The sequence below is a fragment of the Catenulispora yoronensis genome, from assembly GCF_039531695.1.
Taxonomy (GTDB): domain Bacteria; phylum Actinomycetota; class Actinomycetes; order Streptomycetales; family Catenulisporaceae; genus Catenulispora; species Catenulispora yoronensis.
This window is the reverse complement of sequence record NZ_BAAAQN010000003.1, coordinates 63,902-83,048: the sequence shown is the minus strand read 5'-3', so window position 1 is coordinate 83,048 and position 19,147 is coordinate 63,902. Positions and strand designations below refer to the sequence as shown.

At 69.1% G+C, this 19,147-nt stretch carries 9 protein-coding genes; 4 read left to right on the top strand and 5 right to left on the bottom strand.

Going from position 1 to position 19,147, the window contains the following annotated elements; all coding sequences use genetic code 11:
* Positions 1–78: 78 nt before the first annotated feature.
* Together ABD481_RS03275 and ABD481_RS03270 are read right to left on the bottom strand one after the other, a co-directional pair.
* A complete protein-coding gene (locus ABD481_RS03275; RefSeq protein ID WP_344663978.1) occupies positions 79–1,125 on the bottom strand; it encodes a LacI family DNA-binding transcriptional regulator in 1,047 nt (348 codons plus the stop codon).
* A 209-nt stretch (positions 1,126–1,334) separates the two neighbouring features.
* On the bottom strand, positions 1,335–3,359 hold the full coding sequence (locus ABD481_RS03270) for a ricin-type beta-trefoil lectin domain protein (protein ID WP_344663977.1): 2,025 nt from the start codon (positions 3,357–3,359) through the stop codon (positions 1,335–1,337).
* 371 nt (positions 3,360–3,730) lie between these two features.
* Here ABD481_RS03270 and ABD481_RS03265 point away from each other — a divergent pair, with 371 nt between their 5' ends.
* From ABD481_RS03265 to ABD481_RS03255, 3 genes are all read left to right on the top strand, one after another.
* Positions 3,731–6,523: a discoidin domain-containing protein gene (locus ABD481_RS03265; RefSeq protein WP_344663976.1), complete on the top strand. Its 2,793-nt coding sequence runs from the start codon at positions 3,731–3,733 to the stop codon at positions 6,521–6,523.
* 175 nt (positions 6,524–6,698) lie between these two features.
* Positions 6,699–8,147, top strand: a complete 1,449-nt coding sequence (locus tag ABD481_RS03260; RefSeq protein ID WP_344663975.1) for a hypothetical protein — start codon at positions 6,699–6,701, stop codon at positions 8,145–8,147.
* Positions 8,148–8,226: 79 nt separating this feature from the next.
* Positions 8,227–12,585: a DUF8189 domain-containing protein gene (locus ABD481_RS03255; protein ID WP_344663974.1), complete on the top strand. Its 4,359-nt coding sequence runs from the start codon at positions 8,227–8,229 to the stop codon at positions 12,583–12,585.
* 8 nt (positions 12,586–12,593) lie between these two features.
* Here ABD481_RS03255 and ABD481_RS03250 read toward each other — a convergent pair whose 3' ends face one another.
* Complete coding sequence (locus tag ABD481_RS03250; protein ID WP_425559107.1) at positions 12,594–16,928, bottom strand: bifunctional nitrate reductase/sulfite reductase flavoprotein subunit alpha; 4,335 nt, start codon at positions 16,926–16,928, stop codon at positions 12,594–12,596.
* Between the two features lie 310 nt (positions 16,929–17,238).
* On the opposite strand from ABD481_RS03250, the gene ABD481_RS03245 reads away from it, so the two are divergent.
* Entirely contained in the window at positions 17,239–17,781 is a 543-nt protein-coding gene (locus tag ABD481_RS03245; RefSeq protein WP_344663972.1) for a hypothetical protein, read from the top strand.
* On the opposite strand, the gene ABD481_RS03240 is transcribed toward ABD481_RS03245, so the two are convergent.
* Together ABD481_RS03240 and ABD481_RS03235 are read right to left on the bottom strand one after the other, a co-directional pair.
* Entirely contained in the window at positions 17,721–18,566 is an 846-nt protein-coding gene (locus ABD481_RS03240; RefSeq protein ID WP_344663971.1) for a helix-turn-helix domain-containing protein, read from the bottom strand. The two genes, ABD481_RS03245 and ABD481_RS03240, sit on opposite strands and share 61 nt — an antisense overlap.
* Before the next feature lie 55 nt (positions 18,567–18,621).
* Positions 18,622–19,044, bottom strand: coding sequence for a hypothetical protein (locus ABD481_RS03235; protein ID WP_344663970.1), 423 nt, complete (start codon positions 19,042–19,044; stop codon positions 18,622–18,624).
* Positions 19,045–19,147 lie beyond the last annotated feature (103 nt).

The following is a 19,147-nucleotide window of genomic DNA, read 5'->3' as shown; positions in this document are numbered from 1 at the left end:
GCTGGATCAGAGTTCGACCAAAGCCCGGCCGACACCGCGACCGGAAGTCGTCCGAAAGGGCTTCAGGCTCCGGCCTTCTCAGGCCGACCCGCGCACCACCAGCGTGGGCTCGAAGATCCGCGCCGTCGCCCGCAGCTGCCGGTCCTCGATGTGCGCCAACAACAGCCGCGCCATCTCGGCGGCCATGTCCTCGATCGGCTGATGCACCGTGGTCAGCGGCGGCCGGCAGGCCTTCGCGGCGCTGCTGTCGTCGAAGCCCACCACCGCCACCCGCCCCGGCACCGCGATGCCCCGATCGTGCAGCGCCAGCAACGCCCCTTGCGCCATCAGGTCGTTCGCGGCGAACAGCCCGTCGATATCCGGATACTGGGCCAGCAGTTCCGCGACCGCGCGCTCGCCGCTCTCCTGCGTGAAGTTCCCCTCCGCCGAGGGTATGAACGCGTGCCCGTGCCGCGCCATCGCCTCGCGGAACCCGTCCAAGCGCTCGCGCGAGGCCGGCATGTCCATCGGGCCGGAGATCGTCGCGACCCGCTTGCAGCCGCGCGCCGCCAAGCACTCGGCCGCCAGCGCCGCGCCCGCCTGCTGATCGGCGTCGACGTAGCTGATCGGCATCGGTCTGCTCGGCCGCCGGGAGAGCACGGCGGGCAGCCCCGACTCGGTGAGGAGCCGGGGCAGCGGATCATCGGCATGCGTGGAGATGATCATGACGCCGTCGACATGCCCCTGGCGGAGGTAGTCGACGAGCTGGTTGCGGGCCTCGTCGGTCTCGGTGAGCATCAGCATCAGGTTGACGCGCCGCGGTCGCAGCTCGCCGAAGATGCCGCTGACCAGCCGGCCGAAGAACGGGTCGGTGAACACCCGGCCCAGGAAGGGATCGTCGAAGGTCCGGTGCTCGGCCTCCGACACCACCAGGGCGACCGAGCCCGTGCGCTTCGTCACCAGCGACCGGGCCGCCTGGTTCGGCACGTAGCCGGTCTCCGCGACCGCGGAGCGCACCGTCTCCTGAAGCTCCCGGTCGACGTTCCGGACGCCGTTGATCACCCGGGACACCGTGGATCGCGACACGCCGGCGACCCGCGCCACGTCTTCGAGCGTGGGCGAACGCGGGGCGGGCTGCTCGATCATCCCTTGTTTATAGCATGGCGGGAGAGCGCTCCCCCAGCGTATGCGGAAAGCGAAGACCGCGGCTGGTGGCAGCGAGTCAGCTCACTGTCACCAGTCGCGGTCGGTCGCGGTCGGTCGCGCTCAGCAGGGGCGCGGATGGCTCTCGGAGAGCGCTCTCCTGGGCCGGCCGGAATCAGGACTCGGATCTCGACCGGCCAGGCGTCGCTCGATCAGCTCCCGAAGACCTGGAACTCCCACAGCGAGTAGCCCCACTGCGTGGCCCGGGTCGTCCCGTACATCCGGATGTACCGGCCGGTGCCGCTGACGGTCAGCGTCTGGTTCCCACCGGTACCGGTCGTGGTCGAGTAGATCGGCGTCCAGTTGACGTTGTCCGTCGAGGTCTGGATCTGGAACGCCTTGCCATACGCGGTCTCCCAGTTCAGCACCACCTGGCAGATCGAATGCGTGCTGCCGAGGTCGACCGCCAGCCACTGCGGGTCGGAGAACGCCGAGGACCAGCGCGTCCCCAGGTTGCTGTCGGTCGCGTTGACCGCCGGGAACGCGATGTTCTCCTGCGAGGACGCCGTCGTGGGCTTGCCCGCGGCGAGGTTGGTGGTCCCGCATGTGCCTCCGGTGCCCACCGTCCAGCTGAACGACGCCGATCCGGAGACCCCGCCGCCGTCCTTCGCCGTCACCGTGACGTTCGAGGTGCCGGCCGTCGTCGGCGTCCCCGAGATCAACCCGGTCGAGGCGTTGATCGACAATCCGGCGGGCAGGCCGGTCGCGCTGTAAGTGAGCGTCTGCCCGGACGCCGAGTCGCTGGCGTGGATCTGGAGGCTCGCGGCCGTGCCGACCGTCGAGCTCTGATTGCCGGGGTTGGTCACCGTCACGGTGTGGCTACCGGTTCCGGTCGGCAAGGTCCATTGCTGGTTCGCGGCCCCGGTACAGGTCTCGATGTCCAGCCGCGCCCCGGTGTTGTTCCCGGGGACCGTGAGGCAGAGCCCGGAGTTCGGGTTGACCTCCGTGCCGTTCGCCTGGTGGGTCCAGTTCTGCGCGTTGCTGGCGTTGCACGGATACCAGTCGACGTTCGTACCGCTGGTGGTCCCGGCGCTCACGACGTCCAGGCACCCGCCCTGGGTCCGCAGCGTGCCGTCGGTGTACGGCGACCACTGCTGCCCGGCGGAACCGTTGCAGCCGCTCACGCCGATCGGGTTGCTGGCGACGTTCAGCGAGTTCTGATTCCCCAGGCACAGCCCGTTGAGCCCGCCGACCGTCCCGGTCGCGGTCGGCGTCCCGGTCGGCGTGGAGTTGCCGCCCTGCTCGTACACGGCCACGTAGGCCGCGCTCAAGGACGCCCCGGAGGTCGTCGCCGAGGTCGGCGTCGTGACCCCGGAGACCCCGTCCGGGTAGTTGCCGCCCATGGCCAGGTCCCAGATGATGAAGAACCCGTGGTCGATCGCCGCCTGCCAGGCGGCCGTCCCGACCGAGGCCTCGGTGATCGTGCTCTCGACCGTGCCGTCCATGATGAACTGCAGGAACTCGGCGTTGGTGTTCACCCGGTTCACCAGCACCGAGTAGGTGTGGTAGCCGGTCTGGCAGCCGGAGCCGGCCGCCGGGCAGTTGATCAGCCCGTGGCCGCTGCTGCCGGCCGAGTCGTGCAGGGTCTGCGAGGCCTGATTCAGGCCGTTGACGTCCTCCATCATGTCGATCTCGCCGGAGCCGGGCCAGCCGCCGCCGACCCGCATCGGCGAGCCCAGGGCCCAGAACGCCGGCCAGTAGCCGAGGCCGCTGCCAGGGTTCGGCTGCTGGATGGAGGCGGTCATCTCCATCTGGCCGCCGGGCGGCGCCTGGAAGTCGTCCCGGGTGCTCTCGATCCGGCCGGAGGTCCAGGTGCCGCCGTTCTGGATGGCCTTCAGGACCAGGTGGCCGTTGCCGTCGAGATAGACGTTGTTGGTCGAGTTGGTGGTCTGCTCCTTCTCACCGGTCCCGTAGCCGGTGCCGATGTCGTAGAACCAGTTCGCCGACGCCGGCGCGGACCCGGCCGGGCCGGAGAAGTCGTCGGAGAAGACCGTCGTCCAGCCGGCCGGCGGCGGCGGAGCGGTGTCCGCCCGCGCCAGCGGCGCCGAGACGACGGTCGCGGTCGCGGCCCCGATCAGGCTGCCGGCGATCAGCAGCGCCGAGGCCAGGAGCGAGCGGACTCTGGGCGGGCCCGCTCTCCGGGCTGCGCCGCTTCCGGGGCGCGGAATGTCGATCATGATTTTCCCTTCAACGGTGGTGGTCCCCGTCGGAAGGGAGAGCGCTCTCGAACTATGTGATGTCTACGACCAGGTTGCCGGGTTGTCAATCGCCTATCTCACGAAACGTACGCCCGATCGCGACCGGTCGGCCCCGCCGCCGGTCGCGGCGCCCTATCAGAAACCTGTTTGGTTCCGGAACAAGAATCCCTTGACACCTCGGAAACATCGGCGCAACGATCCCCCATTGGGAGAGCGCTCTCCTTGGATCCATCCTCGACGAGACCTGATCTGGAGACGCAATGAAGCCACCCTCCCCCGGTGGAACGCTGGTTCGGAGACCCCTGATCCGTCAGGGGCGAGCCGCACTCGTCCTTGCCCTCGCACTGTGCATGTCCCTGTACACGCTCGTCAGCGCCACCTCCCCCGCGCACGCCGCCGACTCGCTGCTCTCGCAGGGGAAGACCACGACCGCCTCCTCGACGGAGAACGCGGGCACCCCGGCCGCCAACGCGACCGACGGCAACACCGGGACCCGCTGGTCCTCGGCGTTCTCCGACCCGCAGTGGCTGGAGGTCGACCTCGGCGCCTCGGCGAGCATCGACAAGGTCGTGCTGAACTGGGAGACCGCCTACGGCACGGCGTTCCAGATCCAGACCTCCACCGACAACGCGACGTGGAACTCGATCTACTCCACCACCACCGGCACCGGCGGCACCCAGACGCTGACCGTCAGCGGCACCGGCCGCTACGTCCGGATGTACGGCACCGCCCGGGCCACGCAGTACGGCTACTCGCTGTGGGAGTTCCAGGTCTACGGGACCACCGGCACCACCGGCGGCTGCGGGACCACGAACGCCGCGCAGGGCAAGACCACGACCGCCTCCTCGACGGAGAACGCGGGCACCCCTGCCGCCAACGCCACCGACGGCAACACCGGGACCCGCTGGTCCTCGGCGTTCTCCGACCCGCAGTGGCTGGACGTCGACCTGGGCAGCACGCAGTCGATCTGCCAGGTCGTGATCAACTGGGAGGCCGCCTACGCCTCGGCGTTCCAGATCCAGACCTCGGCCGACAACGCCACCTGGAACTCGATCTACTCCACCACCACCGGGACCGGCGGGATCCAGACGCTCAACGTCTCCGGCAGCGGCCGCTACATCCGGATGTACGGCACGGCGCGCGGCACCGGCTACGGATACTCGATCTGGGAGTTCGGCGTCTACACCGGCTCCGTCGGCGGCAACACGGTCACCGTCACCAACCCGGGCAACCGGACCGCGACCGCGGGCACCGCGACCAGCCTGCAGATCCAGGCCTCGGACTCGGCGTCCGGCCAGACCCTGACCTACACCGCGAGCGGCCTGCCGACCGGCCTGTCGATCAACGGCGCCACCGGGCTGATCTCCGGCACGCCGAGCGCGGCCGGCACCTTCAACTCCTCGGTGACCGCGACCGACGGCACGGGGGCGTCCGGCAGCACCTCGTTCACCTGGACCGTCAACGGCATCGCGACCGGCTGCACCAACCAGCCGAACACGCCGAACTTCGGGCCGAACATGTACATCTTCGACCCGAGCATGTCCTCGGCGAGCATCCAGTCGACGCTCGACGCGGCGTTCAACACCCAGAAGCTGAACCAGTTCGGCAATCAGCGCTACGCGCTGCTGTTCAAGCCGGGCACCTACAGCAACACCGCGAACATCGGCTACTACACCTCGATCGCCGGCCTCGGTCAGAACCCTGACGACGTCACGATCAACGGCGACGTCACCGTGGACGCCTTCGACGGCACCGGCAACGCCACGCAGAACTTCTGGCGCTCGGCGGAGAACATGGCCGTCAACCCCTCGGCCGGCAACACCCGCTGGGCCGTCGCCCAGGCCGGGCCGTTCCGCCGGATGGACATCCACGGCGGACTCCAGCTGTTCCCGGCCAGCTACGGCTACGCCAGCGGCGGCTACATCGCCGACTCCAAGGTCAGCGGCCAGGCCTCCAGCGTGTCGCAGCAGCAGTGGTACTCCCAGGACAGCAACTTCGGGAGCTGGAGCGGCTCGGTGTGGAACATGGTGTTCTCCGGCGTGACCGGGGCGCCCGCGCAGAGCTTCCCCACGCCGCCGATGACCACCCTGGCCACCACGCCGACCTCGCGTGACGTGCCGTACCTGTACGTCGACGGCGGCGGCGCCTACCACGTGTTCGTGCCGTCGCTGCGGACCAACTCCTCGGGCGCCAGCTGGGCCGGCGGCAACACCCCGGGCACCTCGCTGCCGATGAGCCAGTTCTTCGTCGCGACCCCGTCCAACACCGCGGCGCAGATGAACGCGGCGCTGGCGCAGGGCTGCAACCTGTTCCTGACGCCCGGCGTCTACAACATCGACCAGACGCTGAACGTCAGCAACCCGAACACCGTCGTGCTCGGCGTCGGCTTCCCGACGCTGATCCCGACCGGCGGCGTGGACACCATGCACGTGGCCGACGTGGACGGCGTGCGGGTCAAGGGCGTGCTGTTCGACGCCGGGACCACCAACTCCACGGCGCTGCTGACCGTGGGGACGCAGGGCTCGACCGCGAACCACGCGGCCAACCCGATCTCGGTGCAGGACGCCTTCTTCCGGATCGGCGGCGACATCGCCGGCAAGGCCACCAACAGCCTGGTGGTCAACGCCAACAACACGATGCTGAACGACATCTGGGCCTGGCGCGCCGACCACGGCAACGGCGGCACCGTCGGCTGGACCACCAACACCGCCGACCACGGCCTGACCGTGAACGGCAACAACGTGCTGGCGACCGGCCTGTTCATCGAGCACTACCAGAAGAACGAGGTGCAGTGGAACGGCCAGGGCGGTGAGACGATCTTCCTCCAGAACGAGAACCCGTACGACCCGCCGAACCAGGCGGCATGGATGAACGGATCGTCGAACGGCTACGCCGCGTACGTGGTGGCCCCGAACGTCACCTCGCACCAGGCCTACGGCCTGGGCAGCTACTGCTACTTCAACGTCAACCCGGCGGTGGTCAACGACCACGCCTTCGAGGCGCCGAACACGGCGGGGGTGCAGCTCCACGACCTGCTCACCGTGTCCTTGGGTGGTGTGGGCGTGATCAGCCACGTCATCAACGGGATCGGCGGGGCGACGCCTTCGAACACGACGCCGGTGAACGTTACTAGCTACCCGTGAGGGTGGTGAGGTAGCGAGAATTTGAAGGATCTGATGTAGGGGCTTGCGGGCCGTCCCAGGTGGGGCGGCCCGCAAGGGTTTTGGTTAGTGATTAAGAATACTGATGCACTCCGCGAAACCGGACGCTAGTCTCGACGCGACGATCAACCGCTGTTCCGGGACGGGGAGACGCACCTTGCCCACCTCACGCCGAGCCTTTCTCACACGGACCGCGACCCTCGCCGCCGCGACCACGCTGTCGCCACTCGCCCTTGGCCGTACCGCGGCAGCGGCGACGCCGACGATGGCCGTGTCGGTCAACAAGGTCGACATCACACCGCCGGCCGGAACACCGATGGCCGGCTACTACGAGTTCCTTCCGACCGATCGGCTGTCCACGGGCGTCAGCGCGCCGTTGTACGCGCGCTGCACGATCCTCTGGGACAACGGCTTCCCGAACGTCATCGTGACCGCCGACACCCTGGTGATCCCGCGCGCCGTGAACCAGGACATCCGCGCACGGGTGTCAGCGCTCGGCATCGCCGGGTCCGATTTCGTCCTGACCGCGACGCACACGCATTCCGGCCCGGTGCTGAACGGGGACCTCAATCCCCTGATCGCCTACGGCATCGCGGACTCGTCACCGCAGGCGTGGGCCGTCCAGGACGCCCGCGAGGCCTTCGAGGACGCCGTCGTGCAACTGGTCAGCGACACTCTCGGCGCGGTCCGCACCCCTTGCACGCTCGACTACAAGGTGGGAACGGCCACCTTCGCAGCGAATCGTGAAGGCCTGACCTACAACGAACGGGACGTTCCCATCCTGGTCGCGCGAAGCCTGGCCGGCGCGCCGTTGGCCGTGTTGTACGGCTACGGCTGCCACCCGGTCTCCTTGGGGTCGCCGGCCAACCCGACGTTCAATCCGGACTATCCCGGAGTGGCGACGGCCACGATCGAGAGCTCGACCGGCGCGTTCGCCCAATTCCTTCTCGGCCCGGCCGGCGATCAGGACCCGTCGCAGAACCTGACCCGCGGCACGGCCCTGTGCCAGAGCCTCGGCCAGTCCCTGGGGCAGACGGTCGCCAACGCTGTCGCCACACCGGGGCGGAGCATCGCGGGCCCCATCCTGACGGACTACCAGGAAGTCAGCCTGCCCCTGTCCATACCCACCGCGAGCACCATGACCGCGGATTTCACCAGCCGCCTGAACGACGTGGCTTGGGACAAGCGCCATGCCACCGCGATGCTCGCGCAGATCCAAGCGGCCGACTACGCCACAGCGATCCCCCTGCCGCTCCAGGTCTGGAAGCTGAGCGGCGGCACACCGCTGCGCCTCGCGCTGACCGGCGGCGAACTCGTCTCCGACTACGGCGAGATCTTCCGCAGCCTGTATCCGAACCGCTCCAACGACATCTGGATCGCCGGCTACGCCAACGAGGTCCCCGCCTACATACCGTCCGACACGCTGCTCAACTCCGGGGGCGCCCAGCACTACGCGTGCGGCTGGACCGCGGACTTCCCGGCGATCGGCGGCGGCGCGATGGAGTTCTACGGATGGATCGGCCACTTCCAGGGCAGGCCGCCGGGCACCTCGACGAACGGGGTCCAGCAGATACTGACGGCGGCGCTGACTGGCATGCTCGCCTAGCGATTACCAGGCTTTGACCAATACAGATCAACCACTGTGCGCCTACCCGACGGGCAGGCGCACTTTGAGGAGCACACGCATGCCCTTGCCCACTTGGCGAAACGGGACCAAACGACTGCTCGCCCACACCGTCGGCATCGTCCTGCTCGGCGGCTTGGTGAGCCCCATCGGCGCCGGGATCGCAAGCCCGGCCAGCGCCGACACGGCTCCGACCCCGCAGCAGACCACGGTGGACAACATCCAGCTCACCGTGGTCACGAAGGACTTCCCGGCCGCCACCTTCAACGCCTCCCAGCCGGGCGATCCGCTCCAGGGCGCGGACGCGACCGTCGACTCGCCGACGTTCGCGAAGTTCTCCATCACCGGTGTGCCGTTCGGATACGGCGACTCGGACGAGGATCCGGAGCTCGGCACCGCCGGGACCGGCCTGGCCGCGTCCTGGCAGCAGACGCTGACCGCCGACTGGAGCAGCCAAGGCGCCCCCACCGCGACCGGACCGGTCGCGACGCTGTTCGGCCAGCAGGTCACCGGCAATCTCGTCCAGCCGACGATCCCCGCCGACGGCGTGACGCCGCGCCAGGTGGACATGGTCCAGTGGGTCGTGGAGGCCGGCGGCCGGCTGTGGATCGTCAAGGACATGGAAGACCACACGGCGAACACCGCCACCTTCGCGAACGATCTCGTGGTGTCCTCCCCCGACCCCGGCCTCCCCACGACGGTCGGCACGGTGACGTCGCCGAACCAGACCTATGCGGAGATATCGGCCGCCGCGCTCAGCGACGGTGCGGAGGCGGCCGCGAAGGCGGCCAGCACCCAGACAAAGGCTTCCGCCTCACTGAGCGCCGGAGCGGCAGCCATCGGAGAGACCTCGAGCCTGCCTCCTCTGCCGACCCCCAAGTGGTGGACCGGGCCGGGCACCTGCGACCAAGGACGCAATTCCGGAGGCATTCAGAACTTCGCTCTCAATACCAGGGGCGTCGTTCCGAGCTTCCGCGGCGTGGTCGCCTGCGGCCCGACCCGGCGCGACCGGAACGGCCGAGCGGAGCCGCTGGTCAGCATCGGCGGATTCGGTGAGTACGAATGGGAGTGCGTCGAGCTTTCCCAGCGCTACCTGTACCTTGCCGGGTACACCAAGGGCGCCTACGGCGCCATGGGAAACACCGTCGTCGACAAATACCCGGGCACTCGGATGGTGAAGGTCCAGAACACCGCCACCCCCGGAGTGGTCCCCGTCGCCGGTGACGTGGTCAGCATGAACCACGCATCCACCTCGGGTCACACGGCCCTCGTGATCGGCAGCAACGTCGACTCCTCCGGCAACGGCACGGTCACCGTCCTCCAGAACAACTGGGACGACACCGGCGTGGGCACTATGCAGGTCAAGCACTGGAAGGTGTCCGGCGTCAGCGGAGACGGCGGCACCGACGTCAACTGGCTCCACGACCCGCTCCAGTCCGGCGCCTCCGGCCCGCCGCCGGCCACCCCCGGCGTGACCCTCGGCGGCATCGCCGACAACCAGCAGCTCTCCAACTCCGTCACGTTGACGGCGACTCCCAGCGTGTCGGTCGACAACATCGTGTTCCACATCGTCAACAAGGCCACCGGCCACGACACCACGGCGACCGCGGTCCACGGCACGCCCTACAGCTACCAGCTCAACACCCTCGGTCTGCCCAACGGCAGCTACCAGATCTACGCGACCGCGCCGCTCGCCGGACATCCGACCGGCCTGTCCCGGCAGATCGCCGTCACCATCTTCAACAATCCCGTTCCGCAGGCTCCGGTCATCAGCGTCCCGGTCGGCGTCATCGCCGGATCGGTGACCCTGGCGGCCTCTGTGCTGGGCGGCAATGCCACGTCCGTCACCTACCAGGTGGACGGCACCGTGGTCGGCACCTCGACGGCCGCGCCGAACTTCGCCTTCACCTGGAACGCCACCCAGGCGGCTCCCGCCGCGCACGTCATCACAGCGTTCGCGACCAACGTCAGCGGCAATTCGAAGCTGTCGGCGGCCGTGTCGACGCGGGTGGTGGTCCCGGTGCACGGGCCGTCGGTGGTGTCCCCCGGCGGGGCCGTGTCGACGTTCGCGATCCAGGGCGGCCGCCTGCTGACCTCGTGGCAGTTCGCCCAGGGCAGCGCGTTCGGCCCGTGGACCCCGGTGACGAACAACGGCAACTCGCTGACCGGCTGGGTCGGCGTTCCGCAGGCCGTCGTGGGAACCAACGGCCTGATCAGCGTGTTCGCCCGGGCCTCGAACGGCACCATCGGCGCCGTCTACCAGACCGTCCCCGGCGGCTCGATCAACACCTTCAGCCCGATCGGCACCAGCACGCCGTTCACCCCGGCCGGGGATCCGGCGGTCGTGCTGTCGCCGAACGGCGCGTACTCGCTGTTCGACGTCGGCACCGACGGCAAGTTGTGGACCACCTGGCAGGGGGTCCAGGCCGGCGCGTTCGGCGCGTGGATCCCGGTGACCAACAACGGCAACACCCTCACCGGCTGGGTCGGCACCCCGCAGGCGGTTCTGGCCCCCAACGGCCTGATCAGCGTGTTCACCCGCGCCACGAACGGCACCATCGGCAGCGTCTACCAGACCGTCCCGGGCGGTTCCATCAACAACTACGCCCCGGTCGGTTCCGGCACCGGCTTCGTGGCCGCCGGCGATCCGACCGCGGTCGTGGCCTCCAGCGGCACCGTCCAGATCTTCACCACCGGAACCGACGGGCAGCTCTGGACGGCCTGGCAGTGGGTCCAGGCCGGCGCCTTCAGCGCGTGGACGCCGGTGACCAACAACGGCAACACCCTCACCGGCTGGATCGGCACCCCGCAGGCGGTCCTGGCCCCCAACGGCCTGATCAGCGTGTTCACCCGCGCCACGAACGGCACCATCGGGACCGTCTACCAGACCGTTCCCGGCGGCTCCATCAACAACTACAGCCCGATGCCCTCGGCTTCGGGGCTGACCGCGGCCGGCGACCCGACCGTCGTGGTGACTTCCAGCGGCGCGATGTCCGCGTTCCTGGCCGGCACCGACGGCAACCAATGGATCGCGTCGCAGAGCGGCCTCGGGGCGTCGTGGGCCGGCTGGCAACCGGTGTACGGGGTGCCGAGCGTCCCGGTCGTGTCCGCGCTTCCCGCGCTCGCCACCGGGACCGTGAACCTGACCGCGTCGGTCACCACCGGCAACGCGACCAAGGTCGCCTACTACGTGGACGGCCTCGCGGTCGGCGAGTCGACGAACGCACCGTCCTTCCCGCTCGCCTGGAACACGGCCGGGTTCAGCCCGTCCGGCCACGCCGTCACCGCTTACTCAAGCAACGCCTACGGCACCTCGTCGGCCTCCACGGCCGTGACGACGACCGTCATCGAGCCCGGTCACGGCCCGACGGTGGTCAACGGCAGCGGGCTGCTGTCGACCTTCACCATCCAGAACGGAACGCTGAACATCGCTTGGCAGGCCCAGGCCGGCGGGGCCATCGGCCCCTGGACGCCGGTCACCAACAACGGCAACACGCTCACCGGCTGGGTCGGGGCTCCCCAAGCGGTCCTTGACGGCGACGGATCCGTCAACGTGTTCGCCCGGGCCGACAACGGCACCATCGGCACCGTCTACCAGACCGCGCCCAACGGCTCGATCAACAACTACAAGCCGGTCACTCCGACCACCCCGTTCACCCCCGTGAGCGACCTGAGCGCGGTGCGGAGCGCCAGCGGCACCCTCGCCTTGTTCGACACCGGCAGCGACGGCCAACTCTGGACCGCCTACCAGAACTCGGTCGGCGGAGCCTTCACGACCTGGGCGCCGGTGACCAACAACGGATCCCCGCTGACCGGCTGGACCGGCGCTCCGCAGGCGGTCCTCGGCTCCAACGGCGCCATCAGCGTGTTCGCCAGGGCCACCAACGGGACCATCGGCACTGTGTTCCAGACGGCGGCGGGCGGTTCGATCAACAACTACGTCCCCGTCACGCCCGCCACGCCGTTCACCCCGGCCGGCGACCCGAGCGCGGCGCTCGCCGTCAACGGCGCCTTCTCCCTGTTCGACATAGGCACCGACGGCCAGCTCTGGACCACCTGGCAGTCCGCTGCCAACGGCGCTTTCGGGGAGTGGACGCCGGTGACCAACAACGGGAACACCCTCACCGGGTGGACGGGCACTCCCCAGGCGGTCCTCGGTCCCGACGGATCCGTCAGCGCGTTCGCCCGCGCCACCAACGGCACCATCGGCACCGTCTTCCAAACCGCGCCGGGAAGCTCGATCAACAACTACGTCCCGGTCGGCGCCACCACGCCGTTCACCCCCGCGGGCGATCCAGCAGTCGTGGTCACGGCGAACGGCACGATGCAGGGGTTCGTCCTGGACGGCAGCGGCACCCAGTGGACGTCCTGGCAGACCAGCCCGGGTTCCTCCTGGGTGAGCTGGCAGCAGACTCCGTAACAGCACCCTTAGTACACATCCCGCACGTACCGTTTCTCGGCGGCCAGCTGCTTCACGTAAGCGCTGGCCGCTTCGGCGTCCATGCCGCCGTGCTGCGCGGCGATCTCGTGCAGTGCCAGGTCCACGTCCCTGGCCATGCGGCCAGCGTCGCCGCACACGTAGAACCGTGCGCCGGATTGGAGCCAGGTCCAGAGGCGGGCGCCGTGTTCGCGCATCCGGTCCTGGACGTAGATCTTGGCGCGCTGGTCGCGGGAGAAGGCGGTGTCGAGGCGGTCCAGGTGGCCGGAGGAGAGGTGGTGTTCGAGTTCGGCGCGGTAGTAGAAGTCGGTGGCTTGGTGCTGTTCGCCGTAGAACAGCCAGTTCGGGCCGGTGTGGCCGCGGGCTTGGCGGTCTTCGAGGAAGCCGATGAAGGGGGCTACGCCGGTGCCCGGGCCGACCATGATGGCCGGTGCGGAGGCGTCGGCGGGCGGGCGGAAGTGGGGTGAGCGTTGGACGAAGACTTGGACGGGGCCGTCGTCGGCGTGGTCGGCGAGGTAGGTGGAGCACACGCCTTTGCGGTTGCGGCCGCGGTCGTTGGTGTAGCGGACTACTGAGACGGTGAGGCGGACTTCGTCCGGGTGGGCCAGTGGGCTGGAGGAGATCGAGTACAGGCGTGGCTGGAGGCGTTTGAGGACGGCGGCCCATTCGGCGGCGGTGGCGCGGATCGGGAACATGCCGATGAGGTCGGCGGCTTGCAGGCCCCAGCTGAACTTGGCGAGCTCGTCCTTGTTGCCGGGGCGTTGGAGGCGTTTCAGGTCGTGGTTGGCGGTGCGCTCGGTGATGAAGGCGAGCAGGTCGGGGGTGATGCGGGTGATGTCCAGGCGGGTCCGCAAGGCCTCGGCCAGGGGGAGCGTGTCGCCGTCGCTGATGGTGACCGGCTCCAGTGCGTCCAGGCCGGTGAGGGCGAGCCATTCGGTGACGAGTTCCGCGTTGTTCGCCGGTCGCACGCCGAGGGCGTCGCCGGCTTCGTAGGCCAGTTCCCCGCCCCGGGTGTCGAAGGCGAACTGGCGGACTTCTTTGCCCGAGCCGGGCAGGCTGAGGAGGCGATTGCCGATGAGGAGGGTGGAGAAGGGGGAGGTCTTGGTGAAGGCGGCGGGGCCGGCGGAAGCGGTGGACCGTCCGGCGGGCTGCCGGGTCGGAGGCGGGGGCGACGGCGATGTGCCCGATGGCGCCGATGCCAGGGCACTGAGGACATCGCCGAACCAGGCCTCCGCGTTGTCCTCGAAGTCGGGCTCGCAGTCGGCGCGTGGACGCAACCGAGTGGCACCGAGCTCGGCGAGCCGCTCGTCCAGGCGCCGTCCGTGGCCGCAGAAGTCGTCGTAGCTGGAGTCGCCGAACGCCAGCACGGAGTAGCGGACGCCGGTCATCGCAGGAGCCTGCAACGCCGTCAGCGCCTGCCAGAACGCCGCGCCGTTGTCGGGAGCGTCGCCGTCGCCGAAGGTGCTGGTGACCAGGAGAAGATCGGTGTCGCCGGTGAGGAGGGTCGGATCCGCGGCGGCCATCGGAGTCAACTCGACGAAGAAGCCTGCTTCCGCAAGCCGATCGGCGATCGCGTGGGTGAACTCCTCGGCGTTGCCGGTCTGGGAGGCCCACAGCACGACCAGTCGCCGCAACGGGGCTGCGGCCTCGGGCTCGGCTTCAGCGGTCGGCACCGGTGGTCGAGCCGGTTCGGCGCGGGAGAACATCCCGGCCAGCATTCCGTCGATCCACAGCGCATTCGCCGGTTCCAGCGGTGCGGCGGAGGGCAGCACAGGTGTCCCGATCACGGGAGCGGCGGTGAGACCGGCCAGGTAGCCGGTGAGGTAGCGGCGCTCCGGTTCGGCCAGCGCGGGCGGCGTGAGGTCGGGGATGCCGAGGGCGTCGGCCAGGATGGAGATCGCCGCCGCTGCCGCTGCCGCCGACCCGGGTGCCGCCGACCCAGCCGCCGACGCCGCCGACGCCACCGACCCAGCCCCCACTGACCCAGCCCCCGCCGTCGACCGCGACCGGTCCGGCGCCGAGGCAGCACCCAGCGCCGAGGCAGCACCCACAACCGGCGAAGCCCCTGCCGCCGCCTCACCCTCGACCACCTCCACCTCCACCCCCGATCGCCGATCGGAACCCGTGGCCGGAACCGGCGCGGCGGTCGGGGTGAGCGCGACCGCGCAGACCTTGAATTCCGGCTGGAAGGAGATCGGGTCGATGGCGTCATTGGTCACGGCGTTGACCGCCAGGTACTCCCCGAACAGGTCGTTCCAGTGGAAGGGCGCGAAGCAGTTGCCCGGCCGCACCCGGTCCGTGACCACGGCCGGCAGCACGGCCCGGCCCCGGCGGGACGCGATCTCCAGATGATCGCCCTCTGCGATGCCGAGCGCGGCGGCGTCCTCGGGGTGGACCTCGATGAACGGCCCGGGGTTGAGCTTGGCCAGTTTCGCGACTTTGCCGGTCTTGGTCAGGGTGTGCCACTGGTGCTGCAACCGGCCGGTGTTGAGGACGAAGGGGAAATCGTCGTCGGGCAGCTCGGCGGCGGGCAGGTGCGGGCGGGCGAAGAACTGCGCGCGTCCCGTGGCGGTCGGGAACACCAGGTGCGGGCTGGTCCCGTCGTCGAGCGTCCGCTCGGCCTGGCTGACGCCGTCGTTGAGGTACCGCAGGGGATTGCGGTCCGGACCGTCGGGGGCCGCGGCCGGCCACTGCACCGGCGTCGCCCGCAGCCGCTCGTAGGTCACGCCGCGCAGGTCCCAGCCGGTCTTGGGATTCCAGGCCTGCTTCAGCTCCTCGAAGACCTCTTCGGCGCAGGTGTAGGTGAACGCGTCGGCGAAGCCCATCGCGCTGGCGACGCGGGCGATGAGCTGCCAGTCCGGCAGAGCCTGCCCGGGCGGGTCGATCACGCCGGGGACCAGGGTGAGGTTCCGCTCGGAGTTGACCATGACGCCGTCGGACTCGGCCCAGAGCGTGGCGGGCAGCACGATGTCGGCGTAGGCGTTGGTCTCGGTGTCGGCGAAGACGTCCTGGGTGATGACCAGTTCCGCGGCCTCCAGGCCCGCGATGACCGTCTTGCGGTTGGCGACGGAGGCGACCGGGTTGGTGCAGATGATCCAGCAGGCCTTGACGGCGCCGTCGGCGAGCTTGCCGAACATCTCCACGGTGCCGCGTCCAACCTCCGTGCGCAGCGTTCCGCCGGGCAGACCCCACAGATTCTCGATGAACTCCCGCTCGTCGTCGACCAGGACCGACCGCTGCCCGGGCAGGCCCGGGCCCATGTAGCCCATCTCCCGGCCGCCCATCGCGTTGGGCTGTCCGGTCAGCGACAGCGGCCCGGCGCCGGGCCGGCAGATCGCGCCGGTGGCGAGATGGAGGTTGATCAGGGCATTGGTGTTCCAGGTGCCGTGGGTGGACTGGTTCAGGCCCATCGTCCAGCAGCTCGTCCACGCCCCGGCCTCGCCGATCCACCGCGCCGCCTGGCGGATGTCGGCCTCCGGCAGGCCGGTGATCCGCGCCACCGTCTCCGGCGGATAATCCGCCAGGAAGGCGGGCATCTGCTCCCATCCGTCGGTGTACTGCTCGATGAACTCCGCGTCCGTGTGGCCCTCCGCGACCAGCAGATGCAGCAGCCCGTTGAGCAGCGCCAGATCGGTGCCGGGCTTGATCGGCAAGAACAGGTCGGCCTTGTCGGCGGTGGCGTTGCGCCGGGGATCCACCACGATCAGCTTGGCGCCGGCCTTGACCCGCTCCATCATCCGCAGGAACAGGATCGGGTGGCAGTCGGCCATGTTCGCGCCGATCACGAAGAACACGTCCGCCGAGTCGAGGTCCTGGTACGAACCGGGAGGGCCGTCCGCGCCGAGCGACAGCTTGTAGCCGGAGCCCGCCGAGGCCATGCAGAGGCGGGAGTTCGACTCGATCTGGTTGGTGCGCACGAATCCCTTGGCCAGTTTGTTGGCCAGGTACTGCGCCTCCAGCGACATCTGGCCGGAGACGTAGAACGACAGCGCGTCGGGGCCGTGCTCGTCAAGGATCGCGCGCAACCTGGCGGCGACCGCCGCCACCGCCTCGTCCACGTCGGTCTCGACCGGCTCGGTCCCGCGCTCGGCCCTTATCAGTGCTTTGTGGGCCCGGCCGCCGGCCGCCATCATGTCAACGCTGGTGGCGCCCTTCGTGCACAGCCGGCCGAAGTTCGCCGGATGGGCCTTGTCCCCCGAGGCCTTCACCGCCCGGCGCCGCCCGGTTTCCGGGTCGCGAACGATGTCCAGCGTGATTCCGCAGCCGACTCCGCAGTACGAGCACACTGTCCGAGCAGTCTGCGTCACGAGGCTTCCCACAGCCAGAACCGTAGGAAGGGCAGGTTTCCGGGCGGTCACACGGCGGGCACGCCGAGGGTTACGCCGCCTTCACGGTGACTGATCGGGAACGTGACCAAGCCGGCGGGCCGATTTACGGATGTCGCATCTGCTAGGAGTTGGCGCGATTTTGGATGGCAGATACCAGGTGGATAAGCCCTCATCCCAGTAGCTGCGATTCGTGGCGGGCTGCGGCGGGTACCGGTTTCACAGCTGCACAGCCACACAGCCACACAGTCACAGAGCCAGACAGCCGCGCTCGCCCAAGATCATGCTCTCCAGGACCAGGACCCTGCTCATGAGCCCCTCCAGCACCGCGGTCCGCTTGCACGGACATCTGCACCACCCGCATGAGGTGACGGTGGAGCAGTTGCGGGCTTTGCCCGTGCATCGTGTGCAGGTGTCCTTCGACTGCCGTTCCAGCGGCCCGCAGCACCACAGCTTCGAAGGGCCGACGCTGTGGGACGTGTTGCAGACAGCCGGTCCGCACCTGAACGGCGCGCATCGCAAGAGCCGGCTGGGGCACCTGATCACCATCACCGGCACCGACGGTCACTTCACGCTGCTGTCCTGGGCCGAGATCGATCCCGAATTCAGCGGCCAGCAAGTGTTGTTGGCCACCAGCATCGACGCGCGGCCGCTGGACGCAGCCGGCCCGCAACTGGTCGTCCCGACCGATGTCTGCGGCGCTCGATATATAAGCGGCATCACGACGGTGTGGACCGGACCGCTGGACGCGTGGCAGCCCACCGACCTGGGCTTGCATCAGAGCCCTTATGCTTACGGCGTCGCCGACAGCCGCCCCAACGCCGCCTCGTCCGCGCTTCCCGCCTCAGCCTGATACACGGTCATCCGCTGACCGTCGTCACCGAAGCGCAGGACCTCGGTAACCAGGGTCAACTCCCCCACCACCGGGTGATGGAAGCGCTTGGCGTCGCCGCGCCGGACCCGCACCTCGTGCCGGGCCCACAGCTCCGGAAACTCCGGGCACTCCCGATGGAACTCCTCGACCAAGGCCGTCAGCTCCGGCGCGTCCGGTTCCTCGGCGGCGAGGCTGTGCATGCTGGCGACGGAGCTCCGGGCCCACCGCTCCCAGTCGTCGAACAAGGTCCTGGACTGCGGATGGCAAAAGAAGTACCGCAGGGTATTACGACGCCGCACTGGCCAGTCCGCCAGCCCCGCGAACAGAGCGAGCCCCTCGGGGTTCGCAGCCAGAATGTCGCTGTACCGGCCCAGCACATACGCCGGGCTGGGCCGAACCGTCTCCAGCAGCCGCCGGATCCCCGGCCGCACCGAACGAGCACTCGCGCGGTACGGCAGCGGCGATGGCGGCGGCGTTCGCTGCGCGACATGGTGCGAAAGCGAGTACAGGTGCGCGTGCTCCTCCTCGTTGAGGCGCAGCGCCGCAGCCAGCGCATCCAGCACCGCGCTGCTGGGATTGGTCTCGCGCCCCTGCTCCAGGCGGATGTAGTAGTCGACGCTCACCCCGGCGACCGACGCGAGTTCCTCACGCCGCAGACCCGGCGTGCGGCGCAGGCCGATGCCGGCGTTCAACCCGACGTCGGTCGGCGCCAGCCGAGCACGCCGCGCGCGGAGGAACGCCGCGAGCTGGTTACCGTTCACCACGGTGTTGAGTGTCGCATGCACCGCCGATCTTGGTGCGCCGGTACCACGAACCGGCTCAGTCGCCCGAGTATCCCCAGAAGGCGACCTCATCCGGCTTCCCGCCTTTGTAGATCACGGCGCAGCAACCGTTCCAGCGGCCGTCGAAGGGAAGGCGGCCGGCGTCCTCGGCCTCTTGGAACGTGGCCAGCGTGGGGCGAGGACACTCGAAGGCGGCCATCAGTTCGTCATCCGTCAGCGGTCGCATGTTGTTGTAGTACAGGCGGTCACGGGGCGTCTCCGGTGCCACCAAGCGGTAGATGTCAAGAATCGAGTGGGTGCCGATGGTTTCCATGAACTCTTCGTCGGCCCACAGGTCTTCCAAGGTGGCGCAGTGCTCGTTGTACTCGCTGCCGTCGAAAGTCACGGCCTGCAACGCTGCGAACGTCGTTGCGATGTCGTCTTGAAACTTCTCCCGGTAGCCCCAGCCGGACGCGCCCATGACCTGTTCTCCTACGGTGCCGCTGAACGATGCTCCAAATATGCGCCGAGAGTATCGGCTGGCTGCGACAGCCTCTGAGTGGTCGCGCCATGGCTAGGAACAT

Excerpts from the sequence above, each read along its gene's own strand:
- ABD481_RS03275 (WP_344663978.1), bottom strand. The coding sequence starts at position 1,125 with ATGATCGAGCAGCCCGCCCCGCGTTCGCCCACGCTCGAAGACGTGGCG.
- ABD481_RS03270 (WP_344663977.1), bottom strand. The coding sequence starts at position 3,359 with ATGATCGACATTCCGCGCCCCGGAAGCGGCGCAGCCCGGAGAGCGGGC.
- ABD481_RS03265 (WP_344663976.1), top strand. The coding sequence starts at position 3,731 with ATGTCCCTGTACACGCTCGTCAGCGCCACCTCCCCCGCGCACGCCGCC.
- ABD481_RS03255 (WP_344663974.1), top strand. The coding sequence starts at position 8,227 with ATGCCCTTGCCCACTTGGCGAAACGGGACCAAACGACTGCTCGCCCAC.
- ABD481_RS03245 (WP_344663972.1), top strand. The coding sequence starts at position 17,239 with ATGAGCCCCTCCAGCACCGCGGTCCGCTTGCACGGACATCTGCACCAC.
- ABD481_RS03235 (WP_344663970.1), bottom strand. The coding sequence starts at position 19,044 with ATGGGCGCGTCCGGCTGGGGCTACCGGGAGAAGTTTCAAGACGACATC.